This window comes from Ignavibacteriota bacterium (assembly GCA_016716225.1).
GTDB lineage: Bacteria > Bacteroidota > Ignavibacteria > Ignavibacteriales > Melioribacteraceae.
Map to the genome: position 1 here is coordinate 181127 of JADJWT010000001.1, position 21697 is coordinate 202823.

13 protein-coding genes and 1 tRNA gene are annotated in these 21697 nt (G+C 28.1%); 3 read left to right on the forward strand and 11 right to left on the reverse strand.

Translation table 11 applies throughout. The annotated features are described in order from the left end of the window. Positions 1–193: 193 nt before the first annotated feature. The gene (locus IPM32_00800; GenBank protein ID MBK8943784.1) at positions 194–700 is read left to right on the forward strand and encodes a hypothetical protein; all 507 of its coding nucleotides are present in this window, start codon (positions 194–196) and stop codon (positions 698–700) included. A gap of 770 nt (positions 701–1470) precedes the next feature. Here the strand turns inward: IPM32_00800 and IPM32_00805 are convergent. The 7 genes from IPM32_00805 to IPM32_00835 all read right to left on the reverse strand — a co-directional run bounded on the left by IPM32_00805 (position 1471) and on the right by IPM32_00835 (position 8718). Next, positions 1471–2550: a hypothetical protein gene (locus tag IPM32_00805; GenBank protein MBK8943785.1), complete on the reverse strand. Its 1080-nt coding sequence runs from the start codon at positions 2548–2550 to the stop codon at positions 1471–1473. Next, complete coding sequence (locus IPM32_00810) at positions 2550–4451, reverse strand: PriCT-2 domain-containing protein (GenBank protein MBK8943786.1); 1902 nt, start codon at positions 4449–4451, stop codon at positions 2550–2552. The genes IPM32_00805 and IPM32_00810 overlap by 1 nt, the downstream gene beginning before the upstream one ends. A 229-nt stretch (positions 4452–4680) precedes the next feature. Beyond that, positions 4681–5685 (reverse strand): site-specific integrase, encoded by a 1005-nt coding sequence (locus IPM32_00815; protein MBK8943787.1) that lies wholly within the window; start codon positions 5683–5685, stop codon positions 4681–4683. Between the two features lie 175 nt (positions 5686–5860). After that, positions 5861–5933, reverse strand: a tRNA-Thr gene (locus tag IPM32_00820). Positions 5934–6047: 114 nt separating this feature from the next. Continuing rightward, positions 6048–6638, reverse strand: a complete 591-nt coding sequence (locus IPM32_00825; protein MBK8943788.1) for a tetratricopeptide repeat protein — start codon at positions 6636–6638, stop codon at positions 6048–6050. A 22-nt stretch (positions 6639–6660) separates the two neighbouring features. Further along, positions 6661–6960: an integration host factor subunit beta gene (locus IPM32_00830; protein MBK8943789.1), complete on the reverse strand. Its 300-nt coding sequence runs from the start codon at positions 6958–6960 to the stop codon at positions 6661–6663. 144 nt (positions 6961–7104) lie between these two features. Then, positions 7105–8718, reverse strand: a complete 1614-nt coding sequence (locus IPM32_00835; GenBank protein ID MBK8943790.1) for a tetratricopeptide repeat protein — start codon at positions 8716–8718, stop codon at positions 7105–7107. Between the two features lie 111 nt (positions 8719–8829). Between IPM32_00835 and IPM32_00840 the strand changes: the two genes are divergently transcribed. Continuing rightward, the gene (locus IPM32_00840; GenBank protein ID MBK8943791.1) at positions 8830–9027 is read left to right on the forward strand and encodes a cation transporter; all 198 of its coding nucleotides are present in this window, start codon (positions 8830–8832) and stop codon (positions 9025–9027) included. Between the two features lie 6 nt (positions 9028–9033). Beyond that, positions 9034–11217: a cadmium-translocating P-type ATPase gene (cadA, locus tag IPM32_00845; GenBank protein ID MBK8943792.1), complete on the forward strand. Its 2184-nt coding sequence runs from the start codon at positions 9034–9036 to the stop codon at positions 11215–11217. A gap of 88 nt (positions 11218–11305) precedes the next feature. On the opposite strand, the gene IPM32_00850 is transcribed toward cadA, so the two are convergent. From IPM32_00850 to IPM32_00865, 4 genes are all read right to left on the reverse strand, one after another. Then, complete coding sequence (locus IPM32_00850; protein MBK8943793.1) at positions 11306–12316, reverse strand: guanosine monophosphate reductase; 1011 nt, start codon at positions 12314–12316, stop codon at positions 11306–11308. Positions 12317–12330: 14 nt separating this feature from the next. After that, on the reverse strand, positions 12331–14238 hold the full coding sequence (gene pepF / locus IPM32_00855; GenBank protein MBK8943794.1) for an oligoendopeptidase F: 1908 nt from the start codon (positions 14236–14238) through the stop codon (positions 12331–12333). Between the two features lie 84 nt (positions 14239–14322). Next, positions 14323–17823 (reverse strand): UvrD-helicase domain-containing protein, encoded by a 3501-nt coding sequence (locus IPM32_00860; GenBank protein MBK8943795.1) that lies wholly within the window; start codon positions 17821–17823, stop codon positions 14323–14325. After that, the gene (locus tag IPM32_00865) at positions 17823–21620 is read right to left on the reverse strand and encodes a HAMP domain-containing protein (GenBank protein ID MBK8943796.1); all 3798 of its coding nucleotides are present in this window, start codon (positions 21618–21620) and stop codon (positions 17823–17825) included. The genes IPM32_00860 and IPM32_00865 overlap by 1 nt, the downstream gene beginning before the upstream one ends. Between the last annotated feature and the right edge of the window lie 77 nt (positions 21621–21697).

Consider the following 21697-nt stretch of genomic DNA (forward strand, 5'->3'; position numbering starts at 1 on the left):
ATTATTCAATTCAAAATGAGACTATCATTAAAATAATATTTTTAATTAGAAAGAAGCAAATATTTTTCACTCAAATTATTTAATACTATTTATTGATTTCATGATTTTGTAAAATAAAACTTATTTATATAATTTATTTTTCAGTAATAAAGAGTTTGAACTGACTAGTTATTTCCCACATGGTTTACAGACTATGGATATAAAATCAATTCACGAATCAGGACATTGTATAGCCTCTATTTCCATCGGCGTTGAATTTGTTAAAGTTTCGCTTGAAAGAAAAATAAAAGAAGCAATATCTAACGTTGGGGATACTATAAATTTAACTTCACCAAATGTTAGTTTTATAAACTTCAAAAACATTTCTTCTAAAGAGAGGAAAATAATTGCATTGGCTGGAAGCATTGCTGAATCGGTGTTTATTGAAAGTAAAATAGGTAATTTACCTATAAATAGATCTCAATTTGAATTTACAATTTCAGAAAAGGCAAAAGAATTTTTAAAAATTAAAAATAGTTCTGATTATAAGGTCTATTTAGAAAATGCAAACTCAGAAGCTGAATTAGATGAGGATATTAAGAATACTATGGAAATAATTAAAAATAATTGGGAAAATATTATACTATTATCAGATGAATTAGAAATAAAGAAGATTATGACATATGCTGAAGTAATGGCTTTAGTAAGAATCAATAATTAAATAAACTAATTAGCAAATCATCCCCCCCAATGCTACAGATCCATAATAAGTAGCTTAATTTTTGAAAAGTTTTTAAAATAAAAAAATTCAGACTCCGGTTTTTCTACCAGATTGTACCATCATTTTATTGGTTCACTTTAAACTTATTTTCTGCAATGGAATGAATTTATTCGTGTATATCCAGATATGACCCGGAGTGTGGTAGGTATCTTTTTTGGCTTGATCCCGAAGTTAAACTTTTTTTTTGGGGGCAATTTATGGGTTGATCTGGAGCCATCCTTTGGAAACCAAGAGCTGTAGTCCAACCTTTATTTTGATCTTATACCCGATATTTTTGGGCAAGTTTTGGGTTGATTAGGAGTTGCATATGTAACGCCCCCTTTTTAAAATCTGCGAATGGCAGATTTGATGATCTTATTTAGCTATGCGGACAGAGCCAGAATTGTTTGGGTAATTCTTGATTCAGCAGATTATCAGAATGATTCGGGATAACATCAGAGTAAATCAGATTGTTAACTCGATACCAAGTCGAGACGAACACCAAGTTAACATCAGACTAACACCAAGTTAACATCAGACTAACACCAGACTAACCCAAAAAAGCCCCGCAACGTAGTGGAGGGGCTTTTTATTCCTTTTAAACTATTTTAAATAGTTTTAAGTGAAGTTAACTCTTTATATTACAACAACTTACAGCCACATTTTGGATCGCTAGGCGTACTTTTTGGATCGCTAGGATTACTTTTACCCCCTTTTTTGGATCGCTAGGATTACTTTTCTTGCTGAAGTAAATAAATGTGTACCGTTTTTTTCTCTACAACTTTTGGCTTCATTTTCCTTAATTCACTTATCGTGGGCTTTATTTGTTGTACATACGCTATTTCTTCGAGTGCATCCAATAATTTCTTTACTTTTCTATCTGGTCTGGTTTCCTCAATCTTTGATTCTTCAATTAGTTTATCAAAACTTACCGCTATTACTTTTGACTCTTTAGTATTTAATTTTTTGTTTCCCAATTGTGTAATAAGAAAATGACCTAAGTAATATGAAGCCGGACTAGCATTTTTTGAATCAGCAATATAACTCAATGGATAATTTAGATACCCTCTGGCAAATAATGTTTGGCGCTCTTCTTTACTTAAAGATGTTCCGTCATTAGCCATATGAATGGCGCAGCCTACAAACAAAGGATTTACCCAAACCTTAAATTCGGCTGAGCTTTCAGATAGGTTGTAAATGAAATTACCAGTTGTTTTACTTTCTTGTTTGAGTTTCTTCTTTGTTTTATAATTGTAAACTAGGTAGTCTAACCATCGCAGTGATTGCATGGCATCTCTTATATCTTCATATATGTACTTATTAGCTGATTCGTATCCAAGAGCTTTTACTATTTCAGATTTTGAAAGAATAAGTCCTTCGTGTTTTTGTTGTTTGTAAACTTCACCTAAAATAATTATGGCTAACTTGTGTGCTAATTTATAAGTACTGATTTTCTTTAGTGCTTCATTTATTTTTTCTGTACCATATTTCTCAAGCATCAATTCATCTTTTAGTTCTTCTTCTGTTTTAGTTAGATTTTCTAGATACATCTTTGCTGAGAATGCTATTACATAATCTCCGTAATCTCTAATCACATAGGCATTTGATCTATACTTTCCTACTTTACTTAATACATTTCTTTCTTGCTCAAGGGTAAGATTATCTACTTTAAGTCTGTTCTTTTCTGCTTGAAGTATTTCATCTCTCTTGGGTAGATTTTCATAATTTGAAAATACTCCCCGATGCGTTAACATCGGGAGATATTCTTGTACTGTGGTACGGTCCAACTTGACGATATTTGTATTCTTCATTATTCAAGTTCTCCACCGCCTAAATTGGTAATGTCACTTAGCTTTAATCCTTTTTTGTTCTCATCTTCTGTATAGGTACGTTTATAGCTAAACTTCGACCAACCTTGCTCAATTTTACCTTTACCTCTGATGAAAGTTAGTTCTTGGATTCCCTTGAATTCTGAGATCTTGTTCTTAGCATATTCCAGCTTAAGTTTTACTTCGGGTTCATTCTTCATTTTGTAATCATCTGGATAGAGTAACCAAACTACATTTGCATTGTAGGCAAACTTTCCGGTTTCCATAAGATCATCAATAACCGGTTTCTTGTTTTCTCCTTCACTTTTTTGTTTCTTTCTAAACTCTCCGGTTGTAAAAATCGGCAAGTTATAAACATCAACTAATTTCTTTACTTTCTGAGCACGTTCAATATTTTCTTGTCTTATACCTTCCTTAGATCCGTCACTTACTTCTAAATTATAAAGTCCGTCAATTATTACAACAATATTCTTTGAGTAATAATTCTTAATTACATCTTCTACTTGATCAATGTGCATAATATCTGATCTATCATAAATAAGTAATCTTTCATCTTCAACATATTCAAGGAACTTTTCTCTAGCATAAGTTAAGGCAGTCCTATCAACTGGATCTTTGAGATTTTTCAGACCATATTTTACATCTTTGAATTTCAATTCAGAAAGAATGCTGAGATATCTGTAAGCTGCATATTTTTTTGAATCATCCAGAGCAAAGAAAAGTACAGATAAATCATCATTGCTATTTAGCATATCAATAGCAAGGTTTGTGTAATATGCTGTTTTACCAATATTTGTATCCGCTGCCAAATGATAAAACCCCGGCTGAACTCCGTCAAGGTTTTGAGCAATTTCTGAAAACTTATTCAACTTATAACCAATCAGTTCACCTATTACTCTGTTATCATCATGATTAAATTGATCTTTCATTTCATTAACAAAAGAAGCGACATTGATAATAGGGGTTATAATAGGTTGTTTAGGAGCTGAATAAGTAAATCCGTAATTTTTAGCTATTTCAAAAAGCGTGGCAATCTTAATTTTGCCGGTTGCTTTTTGAAGAAAGTTATCAAACTTTTTATCTACCTTTTTCGCTGTATCCTTGTATCTTGGATTTCTGCTGAGTTCTTGAAAGTAACTTCTTCCTTTCTCACCTAATGAAGCAAGAGCCATTCCGGCGCTTCTCCAATCATCATAGTTATTTATTTTATTACTTAGAAATTTTACTGCTTCCGGAATAAACATTTCCTCGTCAGTTTTTACTTTTGTTAAATCAATTTTTGCAGTTGTAACTTCTTCAGCAATGGTTTCTACAAATTCTTTAACGATTAAGGTTTCGGCATTCTCGTTCAAATATAAATTCGGATCATAACTGAAATAACATGCTCTTGCAACATCTTTTGTTTTTTCATCTATTTTATTTACATATTTGCTCCAAATTTTTTTTACATAATATTCATAATTTTTACTGTATTTCTCATAATCTTCAATTATTGGTTCACAGAATTTGTAGACAACTTTGTAACCGTTGCCACTTGGAGAAATAAAATACATAAAAACTTTGCTATCATTTTCTAATGTATTTTTTACTTCAATCATTTGTTCAGCAGATAAGCCATCGAGATCTACAACCATGAATTGTATTGAATCAAGTTGTTCTCCTCTTCTTATATTATCTTTGAATAAACCCAGATTGAAGTAAGGAAGATTTGCTCTTTTGAATTCTTGTCTGTCGGGTTTATCTGCAATCGCTCTTACATTACTTACTATTTTTGAAATTTTTTGGTCGGTTGTTAGTGATTCTACTAAATCACTAAAGTTTGCTCTTTTTACTTGATTGTTGTAAACGGAATCACCGTAAGAAATAATGAAATTATTTTTCATTATCTACCTCCTAAAAAGAGGTTTATTACGTTGCTAATTAAATAGCTTTATATGTTGAGCAAAACCAATGAAGTTCTGCTCAACTTTCCGTTTCCATTTTCCTTTTTCCGATGCTCTAAACTAGGGGAACTATATGATTTGCCATGCCAGTAACAAGTTGTTACAAGTATAATATATACCATTTCATCATTAATTTCCAATTTCTGTCAAATATTTTTCAAAATATTTTTTAGTCTAACAATTTTACTGAATCTCTTAAATCATCTGTTTGCAGATGTGCATATATGCTTGTTGTCGTTACAGAAGCATGACCTAAAAGTTTACTTACATGATAAATTGAAACTCCTTTCTGCACTAAGCGTGATGCAAATGTATGACGTAGTGAATGAAAATTAAGTGACTGATTTATATTTATTCTTCTTATATGTTTCTTAAATTTTTTTGTTATGTGATCTTGTTTGTAAAGTTCTCCATTATTATTAAACACCAACTCGCAATTTTTTTCTTTATAAAGTGCTTCAAGAATTTTTCTTGTTCTTTCGTTAAAAGGAATTACTCTGGATTTTTTACTTTTTGTAATTGAGGAATGATTGTTTAATAAAATATTTGAATTACCAAAATCAATTTGTTCCCAATTTAACTTAACAATTTCCATTTGTCTCATACCAGTATTATAAGCTAGTTCAACAATATATTTAAACCATACTTCTTTTATTGAATTTATGAATAAATCATATTCCTCTGGTTTAAAGAATTTAGGAAGTTTTTCTGGAATCTTATAGTTCTTTAAATTGCTGAAATAATTAGTTAAGATATAATTTTGATTTAGAGCATAATTAAATGCGCTTCTTAAGTAAGCGAGATGTTTTTGAACAGTATAAACAGAAATTTTCCTTTTATAATTTAGGTATGCTTCTATCTGAGATTGGTTAATTTCATTTAAATAAACATTCCCAATAAATTTTACGAAATCTTTGAAAATCCATTTTAATGAATCAGTAGTTTTATTAGAATGTGTTGATTCCGAATATCTGAAATACTGATAAATAAAATCAAGAAGTTTAATTTCATAAAATTTTTGCTTTTTTCTTTTTTCAACTTCACTAATATATTTTGACAGAAAAATATTTGCATCTGATTTTAATTTTGATCTTGTACTTATTCTACTGTATTTGCCGTTTTCTTGTTTATAGATAATATAATAACAACAGTTTTTGGGCTTGTATAGATACATAATATCTCCTTCAAGCTCTCCAGATTGTTAAATAAGACTTAGATGTCCTAAAGTAATCATATTTTTGACTACATTTTAATTATAAAGATATCCAAGAAACTAAACGTAGTTAAGGGATTGTAGTAGAGTGGGATTATAAATAGTTGATTTTGGACGAAATTTTCAACAGTTACCGAGCCAACTGGGGGAATCGAACCCCCGACCTACTCATTACGAATGAGTTGCTCTACCAGCTGAGCTAAGTTGGCAAAGTTAACTATTTACCTTTTTTCTTATGTCTATTCTTTCTTAATCTTTTCTTTCTCTTGTGAGTAGCCATTTTATGTCGTTTTCTTTTCTTACCGCAAGGCATGTACACGCTCCTAGTTATTTGTTTTTAATAATTCTTCTGCTTTTCTTCCAATGTTGGAGTTGGGATCCAAATCACGAGCCTTTCCCCACCATTCTTTTGCTTTTTCTATATTTCCATTTGATAAATTTACAATTCCTAAATTAAAATGTGCAATTTGATGTTTGGGATTTAAATTTATTGCACTTTCTAAAACAGAAATTGATTTATTATAATTTTTTAATTCAAAGTAACAAACTCCCATATCAACAATTACATCAGCATTTTCAGGGTGAAGTTTTAAATATTGCTCATATTTATCAACAGCTTTTTCGTAAAATCCATTATCGTTCAACATGTGTGCTAAACTTAATAATGCTTCATGATTTTCCGGATTATTTTTTATTATTTCTTCTTGTTTATTTATTTCATTTAAAACATTAAGATTTGCAGATTGTGATTGATTCTGCTGTGTTTCATTTGATGTGTGATTATGCTGTAATATTGGTTCTGCTGTATCGAATAAACCGGACATAATTAATAAAAATATTCCAAACGCTAATAAACCTAATATTGTAAATGCGAGATGAAAATTCGAGAATTCTTTTTTTATTTCTTTATTCATAAATTTTTTGATGGCAACTCAACTATTCTGATTCAGTATTTTTCATTCCGCGATCAACAGCGGCTTTGAAATCTTTAGAGAATTTAAAAACCGGCACATAATGCTCTGGAACATAAACTTTATCACCTGATCTGGGATTTCTTGCATAGCGTGCGTTTTTCTTCTTTGTTTTATAACTTCCGAATCCTCTGATTTCTATACTGTGACCTTCTCTTAATGATTGAATTACTGTGTTCAAAAATCCTTCTATAATTGCTTCAGTTTCTAATTTTGTTAAGCCGGTTCCGGATGCAACTTTTTCTACTATATCAGCTTTTGTCATATTTAAATTCCATTTTGGTTAATTCTTCAAACGAAGTTCAAAAGATATGAAAGATTTCCCACTAAATCAAACAAAGATGAGTTTAAATCAATAAAAAACAATCAGTTAGGAAAGTTAACTTTTAGATTTGTTAATAAAAATTCTTTAACCTATTTGTCCATTTACAAAATCATTTATTGGTTTTAGCTGCTCTTCTTTCTTTTTATCCAAATTTTTAATATTAGCTAATTTATATTTTACTGTATGATAATGCTCTTTTTCAAAACTTATTAAAGTATTAAGAATTTGAGAATCCAATTTATAAACACTATCAAGTTTGTTTTCATTTATTTCGCGAATGTCATTTGATAAGCCGGATTCAAGTTTTAGAGTATTATTAATTAATTCAATACTTTTATCAAATTTTCCACTATTTGCTGCTTCTTGTATTGCTTTCTGTGCAATTTCTAAATTTCCGTTTGCATAATTAATTTTTGATTTAAGCAATTGATATTCATCGCTATCTGCAGAATCTTTTATTCTCTCCAATTCAAATTCTGCTTCGCTTAATTTTCCAATTTCAATTAATGCACGGGATTTTAAAATTATCGCCTTTTCAGTTTCTGGTTGAAGCTGTAAATATTTCTCCAATGAATTTACGGAATCTTCAAAATTATTTGTCAAAAATTCCAAAATTCCTTTTTGCAAATATGCACTGCTGAATTCCGGATTTTTTTGAATTGCAGTTTTTAAATTCGTAATTGCGTTGGAATAATTATTTAATTTGAACTCGGTAAACGCAAGATTAAAATAAAGTTCAGCATCACCGGATTTTAATTTAATTGCTTTTTCAATATCTTTTTTTGCACCTTCCAAATCATAAATCATTGTTTTGAGAGCAGCTTTTTTAAGTATTATTTCTAGATTTCCCGGTTCAAAAGTTTGATATAGTTCCAAATCTTCTATTGCATTTTCATAATTTTCTGATAATAAATTAAGTTCGGCTTTCAGCAAAATTGCAAATTTATTATTTGGCTCAATTTCTAAAGATTTTTCAACGGAAATTTTTGCTTCGGTTAGTTCATTTAATTGATATAAAATTTTCGCTTTGTTAAAATAATAGAAAGCTTTTTCGGGATTTAATCTAATAGCGTATTCAAAATCTTCAACGGCTTCGTTATACTTTCCACATTTTATATTTATTAATCCGCGAATATTAAATAAATAATCTTCAACCGATGAGATTTCTATAGCTTTATCAATATCAACCGAAGCATTTTCATAATTTTTGAGTGCAAAATTTATTAATCCTCTTAAATATCTAACGTTATAATTTTCCGGTAGTAATTCACACAATCTATTTGAAATTATTAGAGCGTCATCGTATTCGCCATTAAAATATTTCATCCTTGCAGCAAAAAACTGAATTTTTGTATCGTTAGGATTTGTTTTATAATATTTATTAGCATATTCAGAAGCCGATTTTGCATCATTTAATTTTAGATAAATGTTTGAGAGATAATAATTTTGTAGAGGGTTAAAATCAGAATTTATTTTTTCGAGTGAAAGAAAATCGCCAAGTGAATCACTGAAATGTTTAACTTTGTATTGCGTTAAACCTCTATTAAACAAACCTTCTTCATTTTTAGGATCAATTTGTAATGCAAAAGTAAAATCCTTAATTGCCATAAAATAATTTTCGCTAAGTAAATTTTCTCTGCCGCTTTCAAGAATTAAGTCTAATTTTTTACCATAAAAAATTTTTTTTATAAAGTTCATGCATTACCTTTTTAATAGATAAAAATATCTTCAATTTTAGTATGGAAAATATTGAACGATAATTTATATCTTAAATTAGAAATAATCAATTTTATTAACAAAAAGGAACTTATGGAAGAAATAATTTTTAATGTTGAAGGAATGAACTGCAATCATTGCGTTAATGCTGTGGAAATTGAATTGCAAGAATTAAATTTAATTTCATATAATGTAGAAATTGGAAAAGTTACCGCAAAATTTGATAAAGAAAAATCAAGCGAGGAACTAATTAAAAATGCTATAACCGAAGCCGGGTATAGAGTTTTATAGATTTAAATGAAAAATGTGAGCGTTAAAATAAAAGGCATGACTTGTGCAAGTTGTGTTACACGAGTTGAAAAGATTGCATCAAAGTTTGATAGTTTTGAAAATATATCCGTTAATCTTGCAACGGAAAAATTAAATTTTTCCGCTCCCGAAAATAAAATTAATTTAAGTGAACTTTCTGAAAAACTAAATAAGTATGGTTACGAATTAATTGAGGAAAAATCTACAAAAGCGGAAAACAAAAATTCCGAAAGTGAAAATTTATTATCCGATCTCAAAATTTCAATAGTTTTTACTGTTCCAATTTTTGTTATAAGTATGTTACTTCATTTTGAGTTTTTCAAATCAATTTGGATTTTTGATCAAGATACAACAAATAAAATCCTGCTAATTTTAACAACACCGGTAATGTTCATCCCGGGAAAAAGATTCTTCAAAATTTTTGTAAAAAATCTAAAACAATTTTCTGCAGATATGAATACGCTTGTTGCAGTTGGAGCCGGCGCAGCTTATGTTTTCAGTGTTATAAATACTTTGTTTCCGCAAATCTTCGGCAATTCACATTCTTCACATCAAATATATTTTGAAACCGCAGCGGTGATAATTACACTTATTTTATTCGGAAAATATTTAGAGACAAATGCAAAATCCAAAACATCAAAAGCGCTTAAAAGTTTAATTGAGCTTACTCCAAAAAACTGTACAATAATTTCGGATGGAAAAACAAAAGTAATTCCAACTGAAAATTTGAAAATTAATGATAGAATTTTGGTAAAACCCGGTGAACACATTCCCGCTGATGGAAAAATTGTAAAAGGATTTTCAACAATAAATGAATCAATGATTACTGGTGAAAGCAATCCGGTAAGCAAAGAAATTAATTCAAATATAACTGGCGGAACAATAAATCTAACCGGCTCGTTTGAAATGATTGTTACATCAATTGGCGAAAATTCGTTTTTAGGAAAAATTGTTTCACTAATTGAAAATACACAAATATCAAAGCCACCGATACAAAGATTAGCAGATAAAGTTGCGGGAATTTTCGTTCAAGTTGTTATTTTAATTGCAATTCTCACTGGAATAATCTGGTATTTCTTTGGTAGTAATTTTGATTTAAATATTGCAATAATAAATTTTGTTGCTGTATTAATTGTTGCTTGTCCTTGTGCAATGGGACTTGCAACTCCAACTGCAATATTAGTCGGCACCGGACTTGGCGCACAAAATGGAATTTTAATTAAGGATGCAGAAAGTTTGGAAATTTTACATTCTGCAAAAACATTTGTATTTGATAAAACTGGAACAATAACTGAAAATAATCCGATTGTTACAAAAGTAAAATCTTTTACAAATCCATTTGATGAAATGATTTCATATGCAGCATCAATTGAAAAATTATCTGAGCATCCTTTTGCAAAATCTATTTCAAAATATGCGGAAGAAAAAAAAATAACTTTGCATGATGTAATTGATTTTCAATATTTAGTTGGAAGCGGAGTTTCTGGAATTGTGAAAGGGAAATTGGTTCAAATCGGAAGTAAAGAATTTGCAAAATCCATAAATTTAAATTTTAGTAATATAGATGAAACTGAATTGGGCACAAAAATTTTTGTGATAATAGAAAATGAAATTGCTGGATACTTTGTAATTCAAGATTCAATAAAAAGTGATGCAAAAATTGCAATTGAGAAATTAAATCAGTTGGGAATTAACACAGTTTTGCTTACCGGAGATAATAATAAAAATGCAGAATTTATTACTAATGAAATAAATATAAAAAATTATTTTTCAGAAATTAAACCAAATGGTAAAGTTGAAGTAATAAAAAAGTTACAGAATAATAATGAAAAAATTATTATGATTGGTGACGGAATTAATGATGCGGCGGCGTTGACCCAAGCAGATGTTGGAATTGCAATGGGTGCCGGGACTGATATTGCAATTGATTCTGCAAAAATAATTTTGATAAATAATAAAGTTAATGATGTTATAAAAGCATTCAAGCTTTCTCAAAAAACAATAAAAATATTAAAGCAAAATTTATTTTGGGCATTTATTTATAACATTGTCGGAATTCCTCTTGCTGCTTTAGGAATGTTAAATCCAATGATTGCCGCTCTTGCAATGGCTTTCAGTTCGGTATCTGTGGTAACAAATTCGTTAAGATTAAGAAATGCTAAATTGGATTAAATCAAAGAACTTATCTTAAAAAATAATAATGTCAGATTCCGAAATGAATTCGGAATCATATAATTTGAATAACTTCTTTTTCAAACAGCTATTTTTTAGGGAGTCTTTCTACATAAGAGCTGTGACTCATAACAGCAAATGTATTTACTGATTTCATTTCAGCAATTGAAAAACAATTCATATAACTCATCGAACTTCTTAATCCATCCGAAATTGAATCAATAACAGATTTAACGGGACCTTTATATGGGATCATCGTTTCTTCTCCTTCAATAAATTCATTTTTCATTTTTACGCCAAATGAAGCTGAGCCGCGATATTTTTTCCATAATTGATCGTTGTATTTTATTACTTCCCCGGGAGCTTCTTTCGTTCCGGCTAACATTCTTCCTAACATTACTGCATCCGCACCAAGAGCTAATGCTTTTGCAACATCGCCGGGGTTTTTAATTCCGCCATCAGCTATTAATTCTATCTCCAACTTTTTTTCTTCGCGCGCAAAATATAAATCAATTAAAGATGAAGCTTGTCCTATTCCAATTCCAGTTTGAATTGAAGTTGTGCACATACTTCCGCCGCCGATTCCAATTCTTACTGCATCTGCTCCCGCATTCACTAAATCTTGTAAAGAATTTCCTTGCGCAACATTTCCAACAATTACTTTAACATTATATCTGCTTTTAATTTCTTCACATTTATTAAGAACTGTAATGTTATTTGCGTTTGCAGTATCGATACAAATTGTCAAATTATATTCAGCAAGTTTTGCAATTAAATCTACATTATTATTCAAGCTGATTGAAACAGCAGAAATTCCTTCTGCATTTATTTTCACAATTTCTTCAAGTGAAGAATCAAACCTATTTACAATTCCCATACAACCCATTTTATCAAGTGTTTGAGCCATTGTAATTCCGGTAACTGAATCCATCGGACTAGATAAAACGGGAAGAAGTAATTTCTTCCCTAAAAATTCAGTGTGAGTAATAGCTTCAGTTCTGCTTTTAATTCTTGATACTTCGCAAGGAACTAAACTTATATCATCATATGTGAGTGATAGATCATATATGTTTAAATCCTTTTTTGTAAATATTTTCATTTAGATTTCCGAATTTATTCTGCTAAAAGAGCTTCAAGTTTATCAAGTAACTCATTCATTTTATTAACTACTGCCAAAATTGGTTTGGGAGAAGTCATATCAACTCCAGCGGTTTTTAAAACATCAATTGGGTATTTTGAACTACCGGATTTTAAGAACGATAGAAACCTATCAATTGCTGGTTGACCTTCCTTTTTGATTTGAGCAACTAATTCTTGCGAAGCTGCGTAACTTGTTGCATATTGATAAACATAAAAATTATAATAGAAATGTGGAATTCTTGCCCAAGTGTAAGTTTCTTCATCATCAACAACCATTTCCGGACCCCAATATTTTTGATACATATCTCCGTACAATTTGCATAATAATTCTGGAGTTAAAGCTTCTCCGCTTTCGGTTTTTTGATGAACTAATTGTTCATATTCAGCAAATCTTGTTTGGCGGAAAAATGTTAAAGTCATTCCCGTTAATTGATTTTCAATCAATGCCATTTTCTCTTCTTTAGTTTCAGCATTCTCGATTAAGTAATCCAACAATAATGCTTCATTTGCTGTTGATGCAACTTCGGCAACAAATATAGAATAATTGGCATAAGGATATGGCTGATTTTTTTCCGTATAGTATGAGTGCATATTATGCCCCATTTCATGCGCAAATGTAAAAACATCATTTAACTGATTAGTCCAATTTAGCAAAACGTATGGATGAACTCCATATGAAACGCCCGATGAATAAGCTCCGCTTCGTTTTCCTTTTGTTTCGTGAACATCAATCCATCTATTATTAAAGGCTAATTCAAGACTTTTTAAATAATCTTCACCAAGCGGTTTTAATGCTTTGAGTAAAATTTCTTTTGATTGTTCATATGAATATTCTTTTTTAACACCGGGGAAAAGTGTAACATAAGTATCGTAAGCATGAAGACTATCAATACCTAAAATTTTCTTTTTTAGTTTTCCCCATCTATGAAGCGGTTCCAAATTTTGATTAACAGTATTTACCAAATTATCATAAACAGCTAATGGAATATTATTTGCGTCTAAGGATGCAGCTCGGGTTGATTCGTATTTTCTTGCTTTTGCATTAAACATTGAAGCTTTAATATTTCCGTTAAATAAAGCAATCAAAGTATTCTTATATTCTTTAAATGGTTTATACAAACCTTCGTATACTCTTTTTCTGTAATCACGATCTGTTGAAAATAATGCGGCTCCATATCTTCCGTGTGAAATTTTGATTTCATCCGTATTGTTTTCACCTTTAACCATTGGGAACTGAATATCAGCGTTATTGAACATACCGAAGACACTGTAAGGAATTTCTCTAACTGGTGAAGATAATGCCATCAATTCTTCTTCTCTTGGTGATAATGTGTGAGCCTTAGTTCTAATCAAATCATGTAACTGATGATCATAAATTTTTAAACCATCTTCATTTTTAACAAATTCCCACAATTTAGTTTCTGGAATGTCTAAAATTTCCGGTCGGATAAATGAGCTTGCCGCAGATAAATTTGAAGCAAGCGCAGAAATTCTTTCATATCTTGCTTGATTTTCAGCATTTCCCAAATCTAAATCTTTTGATAAAGATGCATACAAATATAGACGACTCACTCTAATTCCGTTTTCATCATCAAATTTTAAACATTTCAATAACTCAGAACTTGAACTTCCTAATTTACCCCTGAAGGATTTGTAATTTTCAATTGAACTTTCTAATAATTTAAAATCATTTTCCCATAAATCTGGTGTTGAATAAATATCTGCAATATTCCAAGTTTGGTCAATTGGAATATCACTTCTGCTTGGCAATTCACCATTATTTTGAGCAATATTTAAATTGCCACTGAAAAGATTTAATAATAGATTCAAAGCTAAAACACTCCTTACTAAATTATTTTTAATATTTTTTCTGTTAAACATTTTTACTCCAGAAATTATTTTTAATGGAATAAACTTAATTAAATTGAGTTGATTTCTAAAGTGGTTTTGTGGTAATTTTTTATCCTAATTTCTGCATTCATCAAGCAAATAAAACTTCATATCCTTACAACCTTCTGTTGTTTCATCAAATTGTTTGTTTCTAATTTTTATTACTGAATTGTAAATTATTTTTCCAAACTCGGCAATATCATTTTTATGCAAATTTAATTTTACTGAATATTTATCTTCGCGCAAAAATATAAGCTGCAGTTCATAATTTTTAATTTGAGGATATTTTGCTAACAAAATAAATGCATAGAATTTAAGTTGATTTAAATAAGTCGTTCTTTTTTCTTTTACATTTTTCTCAGAAATTTTATCAGTTTTATAATCAATGATTATAATTTTACTTTCTTCAACAATAAGTTTATCGATAATGCCATAAAGGAAATAATCATTTTCGCGTTTATAAATTTCAATTTCATTGAAGTATTTTTTATTTGCAGAAATATCATTATATGATTTTGAGTTATAAAAATTAAACATCAAATCACTTATTTCTTTTACCAACTTTTTCTTTGATTGTTCATCATAAAACATTAACTCATCTTCCAATTTTATTTCATTCTCAATAGATGTTTGTAGATTATTTTTATCAACTTCATTTTTCAAAATTGAGTGAATTATTTTTCCCATAATATTTGCGGGAATATTTTCTTCTTCTTTACTATTATATTCAACCTCATCATCATTTCTAAAAAGTTTAATTAATTCACCATAACCAAAATCATATGTTAGCTGATATTTTTTGGGGCAAAGCAAAAACAAACTTATTTTAGAGGCAGAAATAATTTCATTTTTTTCTAAACTGTTTATTGAGTTAAGTAAGAATTTATAATTTTCATTATTAGGAATTTTATTGTCGGAAAACTTTTCATATTCTACATTCCGAATTAAATTAATTTCCGTTTCAACATTTTCAGAATTTGTAAAATATTTATCATCACTTGATTGCATGAAAACTAAATTTCCGGAAATATTTTTTTTATCGAGATTCAAATCAATATTAATCGAATCAATAATTTGTTGTGCAAAAGAATCTTCATAAAATTTTCCTTTTTGCGTTTGCATTGAAATTATTAAATATTCTTCACTTCTTGTAATTGCTACATAAAGAAGTCGCTTCAATTCAGCAATAGATTTTTTATTCTGAAAATAATTGAAAAGTCCTACACTTGGTGCTTGTTTAAATTCTTCAAAATAATTTTTACGGAAAGGAAGTTTTGCGAGAATTCCAAAATCTTTATCAATATAAATATCTTTTGATTTTAAGGTCTCATCAAAAAATTTCTGATTTGTTTTATACAGAATCACAACTTTAAATTCCAATCCTTTACTTTGATGAATTGTCATAATTTTTACAGTATTTTCGGTTTCGTCCAATTCGGCATGACCTTCATCATCTAAACTATTAATTGCATCTTTTAAATAAATTGTAAAATCATACAAGGTATTAAAACCTTGTTCAGTAAAATTTATTGCTTGATGTATTAATTTTTCGAGATTTGCAATATCTTGTTTCCCATTATGTTTATTGGCTAAAAACGCCCAGTAGTTTGTTTCGTTGTGTATAATTCTAATCAAATCATTTAATTCTGTTTTCGAAGAAAGTTTAATATGCTTATTTAAACGATTGAGAATTTCTGTAAAATTATTTTTTGCGTTTGCATAATTTTTAAATTTATCAAAATAACTTTCGCCATTCTCAAACGATATCTCAGTGATTTCAGAATCTGATAATCCATAATACGGAGAACGTAAAACTGAAAGAAAAGCTAAATCATTCTTTGTATTTAATAAAAATGAAAGATAATTATAAACATCTAGAATAATTTGTTGTTGATAAAATCCTTTCCCGCCAACGATGGAAAACGGAATATTATATTTTACAAAATCCTTTTCCAAATCACTGAAATTTTTTCTAACACGACATAAAATTGTAACATCGCTAAATTCATATTCTTTAGAATTTACCAAATGTGAAATTTTATTTGCAATAAGTTCGGCTTCATTTATATTTTCTTCTTTCTCAGAAATCAAAATATCAATTTTACCTTTTTTAGGTTTTGAATAAGCACAGACTAAATCATTATATTCAACTTCATTAAAATTACGATTTGGATTTGCAAATAATTTGGAGAAAAGTAGATTGGTAAATAAGGCAATGTTCGGGCTTAATCTAAATGAATGCGGAAGCTGTAAAATTCCTTTCTTCCCAACTTTTGATTCAATTTGATTTTTTGTATCGTTAAAAACTTTTACTTCTGCTTCGCGAAACATATAAATACTTTGCTTATCATCGCCAACGACAAATAAATTTCCTACAGATAAATATTTTAGAATAGGCATAAATATTTCATACTGAATTTCATTTGTATCTTGATATTCATCAACCATTACATATTTAAACTTTTGAGAAAGTTTGTTTACAACTTCTGTGTTTTGTACAAGATAAAATGTTTTTATCAACAAATCTTCAAAATCCAAAAAAGATTTTTGATTTTTTTTGAATTTATATTTTTCACTTACTTCATTGTAAAAATCTATTAAAGATTTTCCGAATTTTGCTAATTCATCATTAAGTTCAATATAATTTTCATCTAATTCTATTTTTTTAATTTCATCAAATTTATCGTTTATTGAATTTATTAATTCTTCGTTATCGCTATATAAATTTGAACTCAAATACTTTTGTTGTCTAACTTTTCCATCTGTCTTAATTAAAACTTGAGAAATATTTTTAATCAAACTAAATTTATCAATAACATCTGATTTTGAATTTATCTCATTTAAAATTTTGTTTATTTCAATAGATATTTCTGTAGATTTATTTTTTTCTGCAATAAAATTTAATAGAGAAATTTCATCAATTAGGGTATCAATTAAATCAGAAAATGTCTCGCTTATTTTTTTCTCAAAATTCTTTTGAAGCCATTCGGCAATATCTTTTACATTATTTGAATAAATATTTTGAAATAATTTTTCCGTTGATTTTCTTTTTGCAAAAAGCTGTTTAACTTTTTTAGTTAGCTGAGATTTATTTCCAAATATTCTTATAAGATTTTTTACCGAAGAATTTTCATCCTTTAAATTTTTAATAATAATTTCATCAATACTTAACTCCAACAATTCATCGGAAGTTCTTGCATCAATTGGAAAAAAGTTTGCATCAATTCCAGCTTCCGGTGCAAAGTCCTTTAGGATATCAATACAAAAAGAATGAATTGTTGAAATTTTAGCTGAGACTAAATTTCTTCTAATATTTTCTAATTTATTTTTTACGTAAAAATTTGAATCTGAAATTCTTTCATTTATTTCATTTGCAATTTTGGAATAAAGTTCGCTTGCAGCTTTTTCTGTAAAAGTTATTGCAACAATATTATTTAACGAAACATTTTCTTGCAAAATTATTTCAACAAATCTTTTTGATAAAACTGTTGTTTTGCCGGAGCCGGCATTTGCGGTTAATGAAATATGCTTATCAAACTTTAAAGCTTCTTTTTGAAATTGTGTAAGCTGTGTCATTACTTAAGAAAGTTTATTTGAAATGTTGCACCATCATTTGAAGTTTTAATCAACTTAATATCAGCATTTGTGCTGTTCAAATATCTTTTAGCCAAACTTAATCCTAAACCCATTCCATCATTTTTTGTTGTGAAATTCATATCAAATATTCTTTCAATATTTTCATTATTTATTCCGTTTCCGTTATCAGAAATTTTCAACAAATACTCTTTTTCATTTTCAGATATTTCAAAAACTATTTTACTTGAATTTGCTTGAATAGAATTTCGAATTAGATTAATAATTGTTCTTCTAAGCTGCTGAGAATCGCCATTTAAATTTATTTTTTCTAAATTCGAAATAAATTCGGTTTTAATATTTTCTCCCGAAAATAAATTTATCGATTGCTTAACAATTTCAATCAAGTCAATTTCTTCTAATTTTAACTTCGGCATTCTTGCAAAATTGGAAAATTCATTTGCAATATTTTTTAAAGTTTCTATCTGATTTAAAATTGTTGATGTAACTTTTTTGAAGAACATATCAAACTTATCCGATTTGTCTTCATAAGTTGTAATAAGTTGTTGAAGGCTTAATTTCATTGGCGTTAACGGATTTTTAATTTCATGCGCAACTTGTTTTGCCATTTCTTTCCAAGCTTCTTCTCTTTCAATTTCCGCAAGCATTGCTTGATTTTCTTTTATTTCTTTCACCATATATTGAAATCCCGAAACCAATTCTTTTATTTCACCTTTTGCATTGGTTTTTATATCCAGACTCAAATCACCAGCTGCAATTGATTTTGTTGCAAGAGTTAGTTTTCTTATTGGAGATGAAATTTGATTTGCCATTAATGCACTAAAAAGAATTATAAATATTGCGGCAAGTGAATATGATCCGAATAAAAATACATCAACCTCGGAACCACTTAATGGAAGTAATATTTTATTAAATCCTTCAGAAACTTTAAGAATTAATTTTGCATCGCCTATATTTGCTTTGTAATAAAATGATTTATAATTATAGTTATCAATAAGTTCATCAATTAATATTTCTTGCTCACCATCAATAACTAAATTTTTATAAACTTCCGGATTTAATAATTTTGGAATAAGACCAACATCGTAAATTAAATCATCCGTGCTGTATTCAAGCTGATTATGCAAATATGCTGAATAATTAATATTCAAATCATTTGAAGCATTTATGAAATTAATATTACCGTTTTCTAAATGATTATTTAGATAAGACTCAATAGAGAAAGCACGTTTACCAAGTTTGTAATAAGTCGATTCTTCATTTTTATCTTCTGTAATTCCACGAAAATAAAATGCAATTAGAATTAATGGAATTAATGAAATAATTAAAAACGCAGAAAGCAGTTTTGCTCTTAAGTCAAACTGATAGACTTTATATTTTTCATAATACACTATTATGTAAATTAAAATTGCAAAAATTAATATTACTGCATGAGTGAAAAAAACCTTGAAGAAATCAAACAATCCTATTGAAAGTTCCTTGTTTTTTAATGCAATTGAAACGAGTCTTTCAATTCCATTTAGTTTAACTTTTTTAAGATAAATAATAAATTCAGATTCATTAAATTGACTTTCAAGCCAAGCATCATTTTTTTCTGTTAATTCTGTATTTAATATTACTTCATTAATTTCATCGGATGGATTTATATCTCCGTAAACTAATTTTAATTCTTTGTTCCGATAATCCAAAATTGAAAGTTTATCAAGTTTTAAAATAGCTTTTTCATTTAATTTTCCAGTCGAAATAAATTCTGGGTGTGATGTAAACCCGAATTCATTTAAATCAGATAAAATTGAAACATCCAAATATCCAATAAATGCATATTCATCTTTAAGTGGAAAAATTCCTCTAATTATTTTTTGAGATTCACCTTCTAATTTTTCTTCAAAAATTTTTATTTCTTCAATTACAGAATTTGTGTCAATAATATTTTTAATTGTAAACTGCGGATATGCTGAACCAAACCCCCCAAGAAGATTCCCTTTTAAATCTAAAAAGTTCACAGAAGAATTTACAGATTCCTTTTGCAGATTGCTTTTGCTCCAAATCATAAATGCATATGAATTGAAATTTGCATGAGGATTTTGAAATGCTTCAGTTGCTATTTTTCTGCTGAAATCATCAAGCAAAGTTTCAAATATAATTGATTTGAAAAATTCATCGTTTTCTCTGGTTATAACATTAGCAGTTGTTTTTAAAGATTCCTTTTCAAGTTCTGTATTGTAAAATAGCAATGTCAGTATTGCCGTAAATGACGATATAAAATAAATTACCAAAACTCTTGTAGTAAATTTTATATCATATTTTGTAATTAGATAAACCAAAATAGAAACTAAAATTACATGTGTAATTTTTATGAAAATTGTGCTTTGTGGATTTTTTTGAGTGAATTGAAAAATTAATATTGCTAAAATAAAAACTATTGAAAGTGATATAAAAAATAATTCATATTTTATTTTAAATGATTTTTTAAAACACTTTGTTAGCAAAATAAATAATGATGAAGAACCTAAAATTGAAATTATTCCCATCACTAAAACGTTTATGTGCATTAGGATTGTTGGAAAATCTATGTAAAGCGATGGATTCTGAAAATATCTTATCGAAGTATCAAAAACAAAACTTCTTATTACAGCACTAAATCCTCTTTGTGAAATAACATAAATTATAATTACTAAAATTAGTAATATGAAAAAAATAGTTTTGCTAGAGATATTAGCATTTCCCGATTTATAAAAATTTATCGAATATCTAAAAGCATTTATAAAAATAATACACACAACAACTAATGTAATCAGCAATTCAATTGGTGAATTTGTAATTCCAAAAGCAAAGTATGAAAAATAAATATTGGGATCGAATATTCCTTCCGATGAAATATTTTGAGGAATTTTTATGAAGACCAATAAATATCTTAGTATAATCAGATAAATTGCATAAAGAAAAAATTTTACTAGATAATTTTCTTTAGCATGAATTTTTTGATAAAGTACAACTCCTAAAATTAAATAACCAAAAAGTGCAAGCAAACTTTGAACAATAAATATATTATCATTCAAACTTTGAACAGAATTTTCACGTGTTTGTTTTATAAAAATTATTGTTGCAATTTTTTTATCGAAATTATTTTTTAATTCAAATGAGTGTTTTCTTCCATCTCTATTTTTTACGTTTTGTTTTGAATAATTTATAGAAAACTCAACTCCAAACTTATTTTGTAATTCATTTGTTAAACTTATTTTATTAAAATATGCTGGATTTAATTCATATTGTTTTTCAATTATTTTCCCAAACAGTAAATATTGATTTGAATTATTTGAGTGGATTGTATCTCTAACTAAAAGATAAGTATCAATTCCGGATTTCAAAAAGTAAGTTTCACCAAATTTAAAACTGAGTGAATCATTTCTAATTATTTGTTGATTAAAATTCTTATTCCAGAAAATTATTTTATTGCTATCCAAAACTGCAAAAATATTTTCGGTATTATATTTTTGTTGAATTTTTTTATCAATTTCAGAAAAATTTAAAACACTTATTTTCTTAAGCTGATTTTTAATTAAATCTTTTTCACTTATTAAATCAGTTTGTAACTTCGTTAAATATTCATATGTGAATTTTTCAATAAAATTAGTTTTATCTTCAATAGTTTCAGCCCAATTTTCAACTTCATTATTTATTATTTTATTTCCGACAACGCCGGAAATAATTATGAAAAGTATTACAATAAGTAAAATTGTTAAGGTTTTATTTCTTTTAAGTAAAGAAGTAAATTTCATTTATATCAATTTGGTTTTTTCAGATTTCAAAATACTTAAACGAAAATAAAAAAGCATACTCAATTGAGTATGCTTTC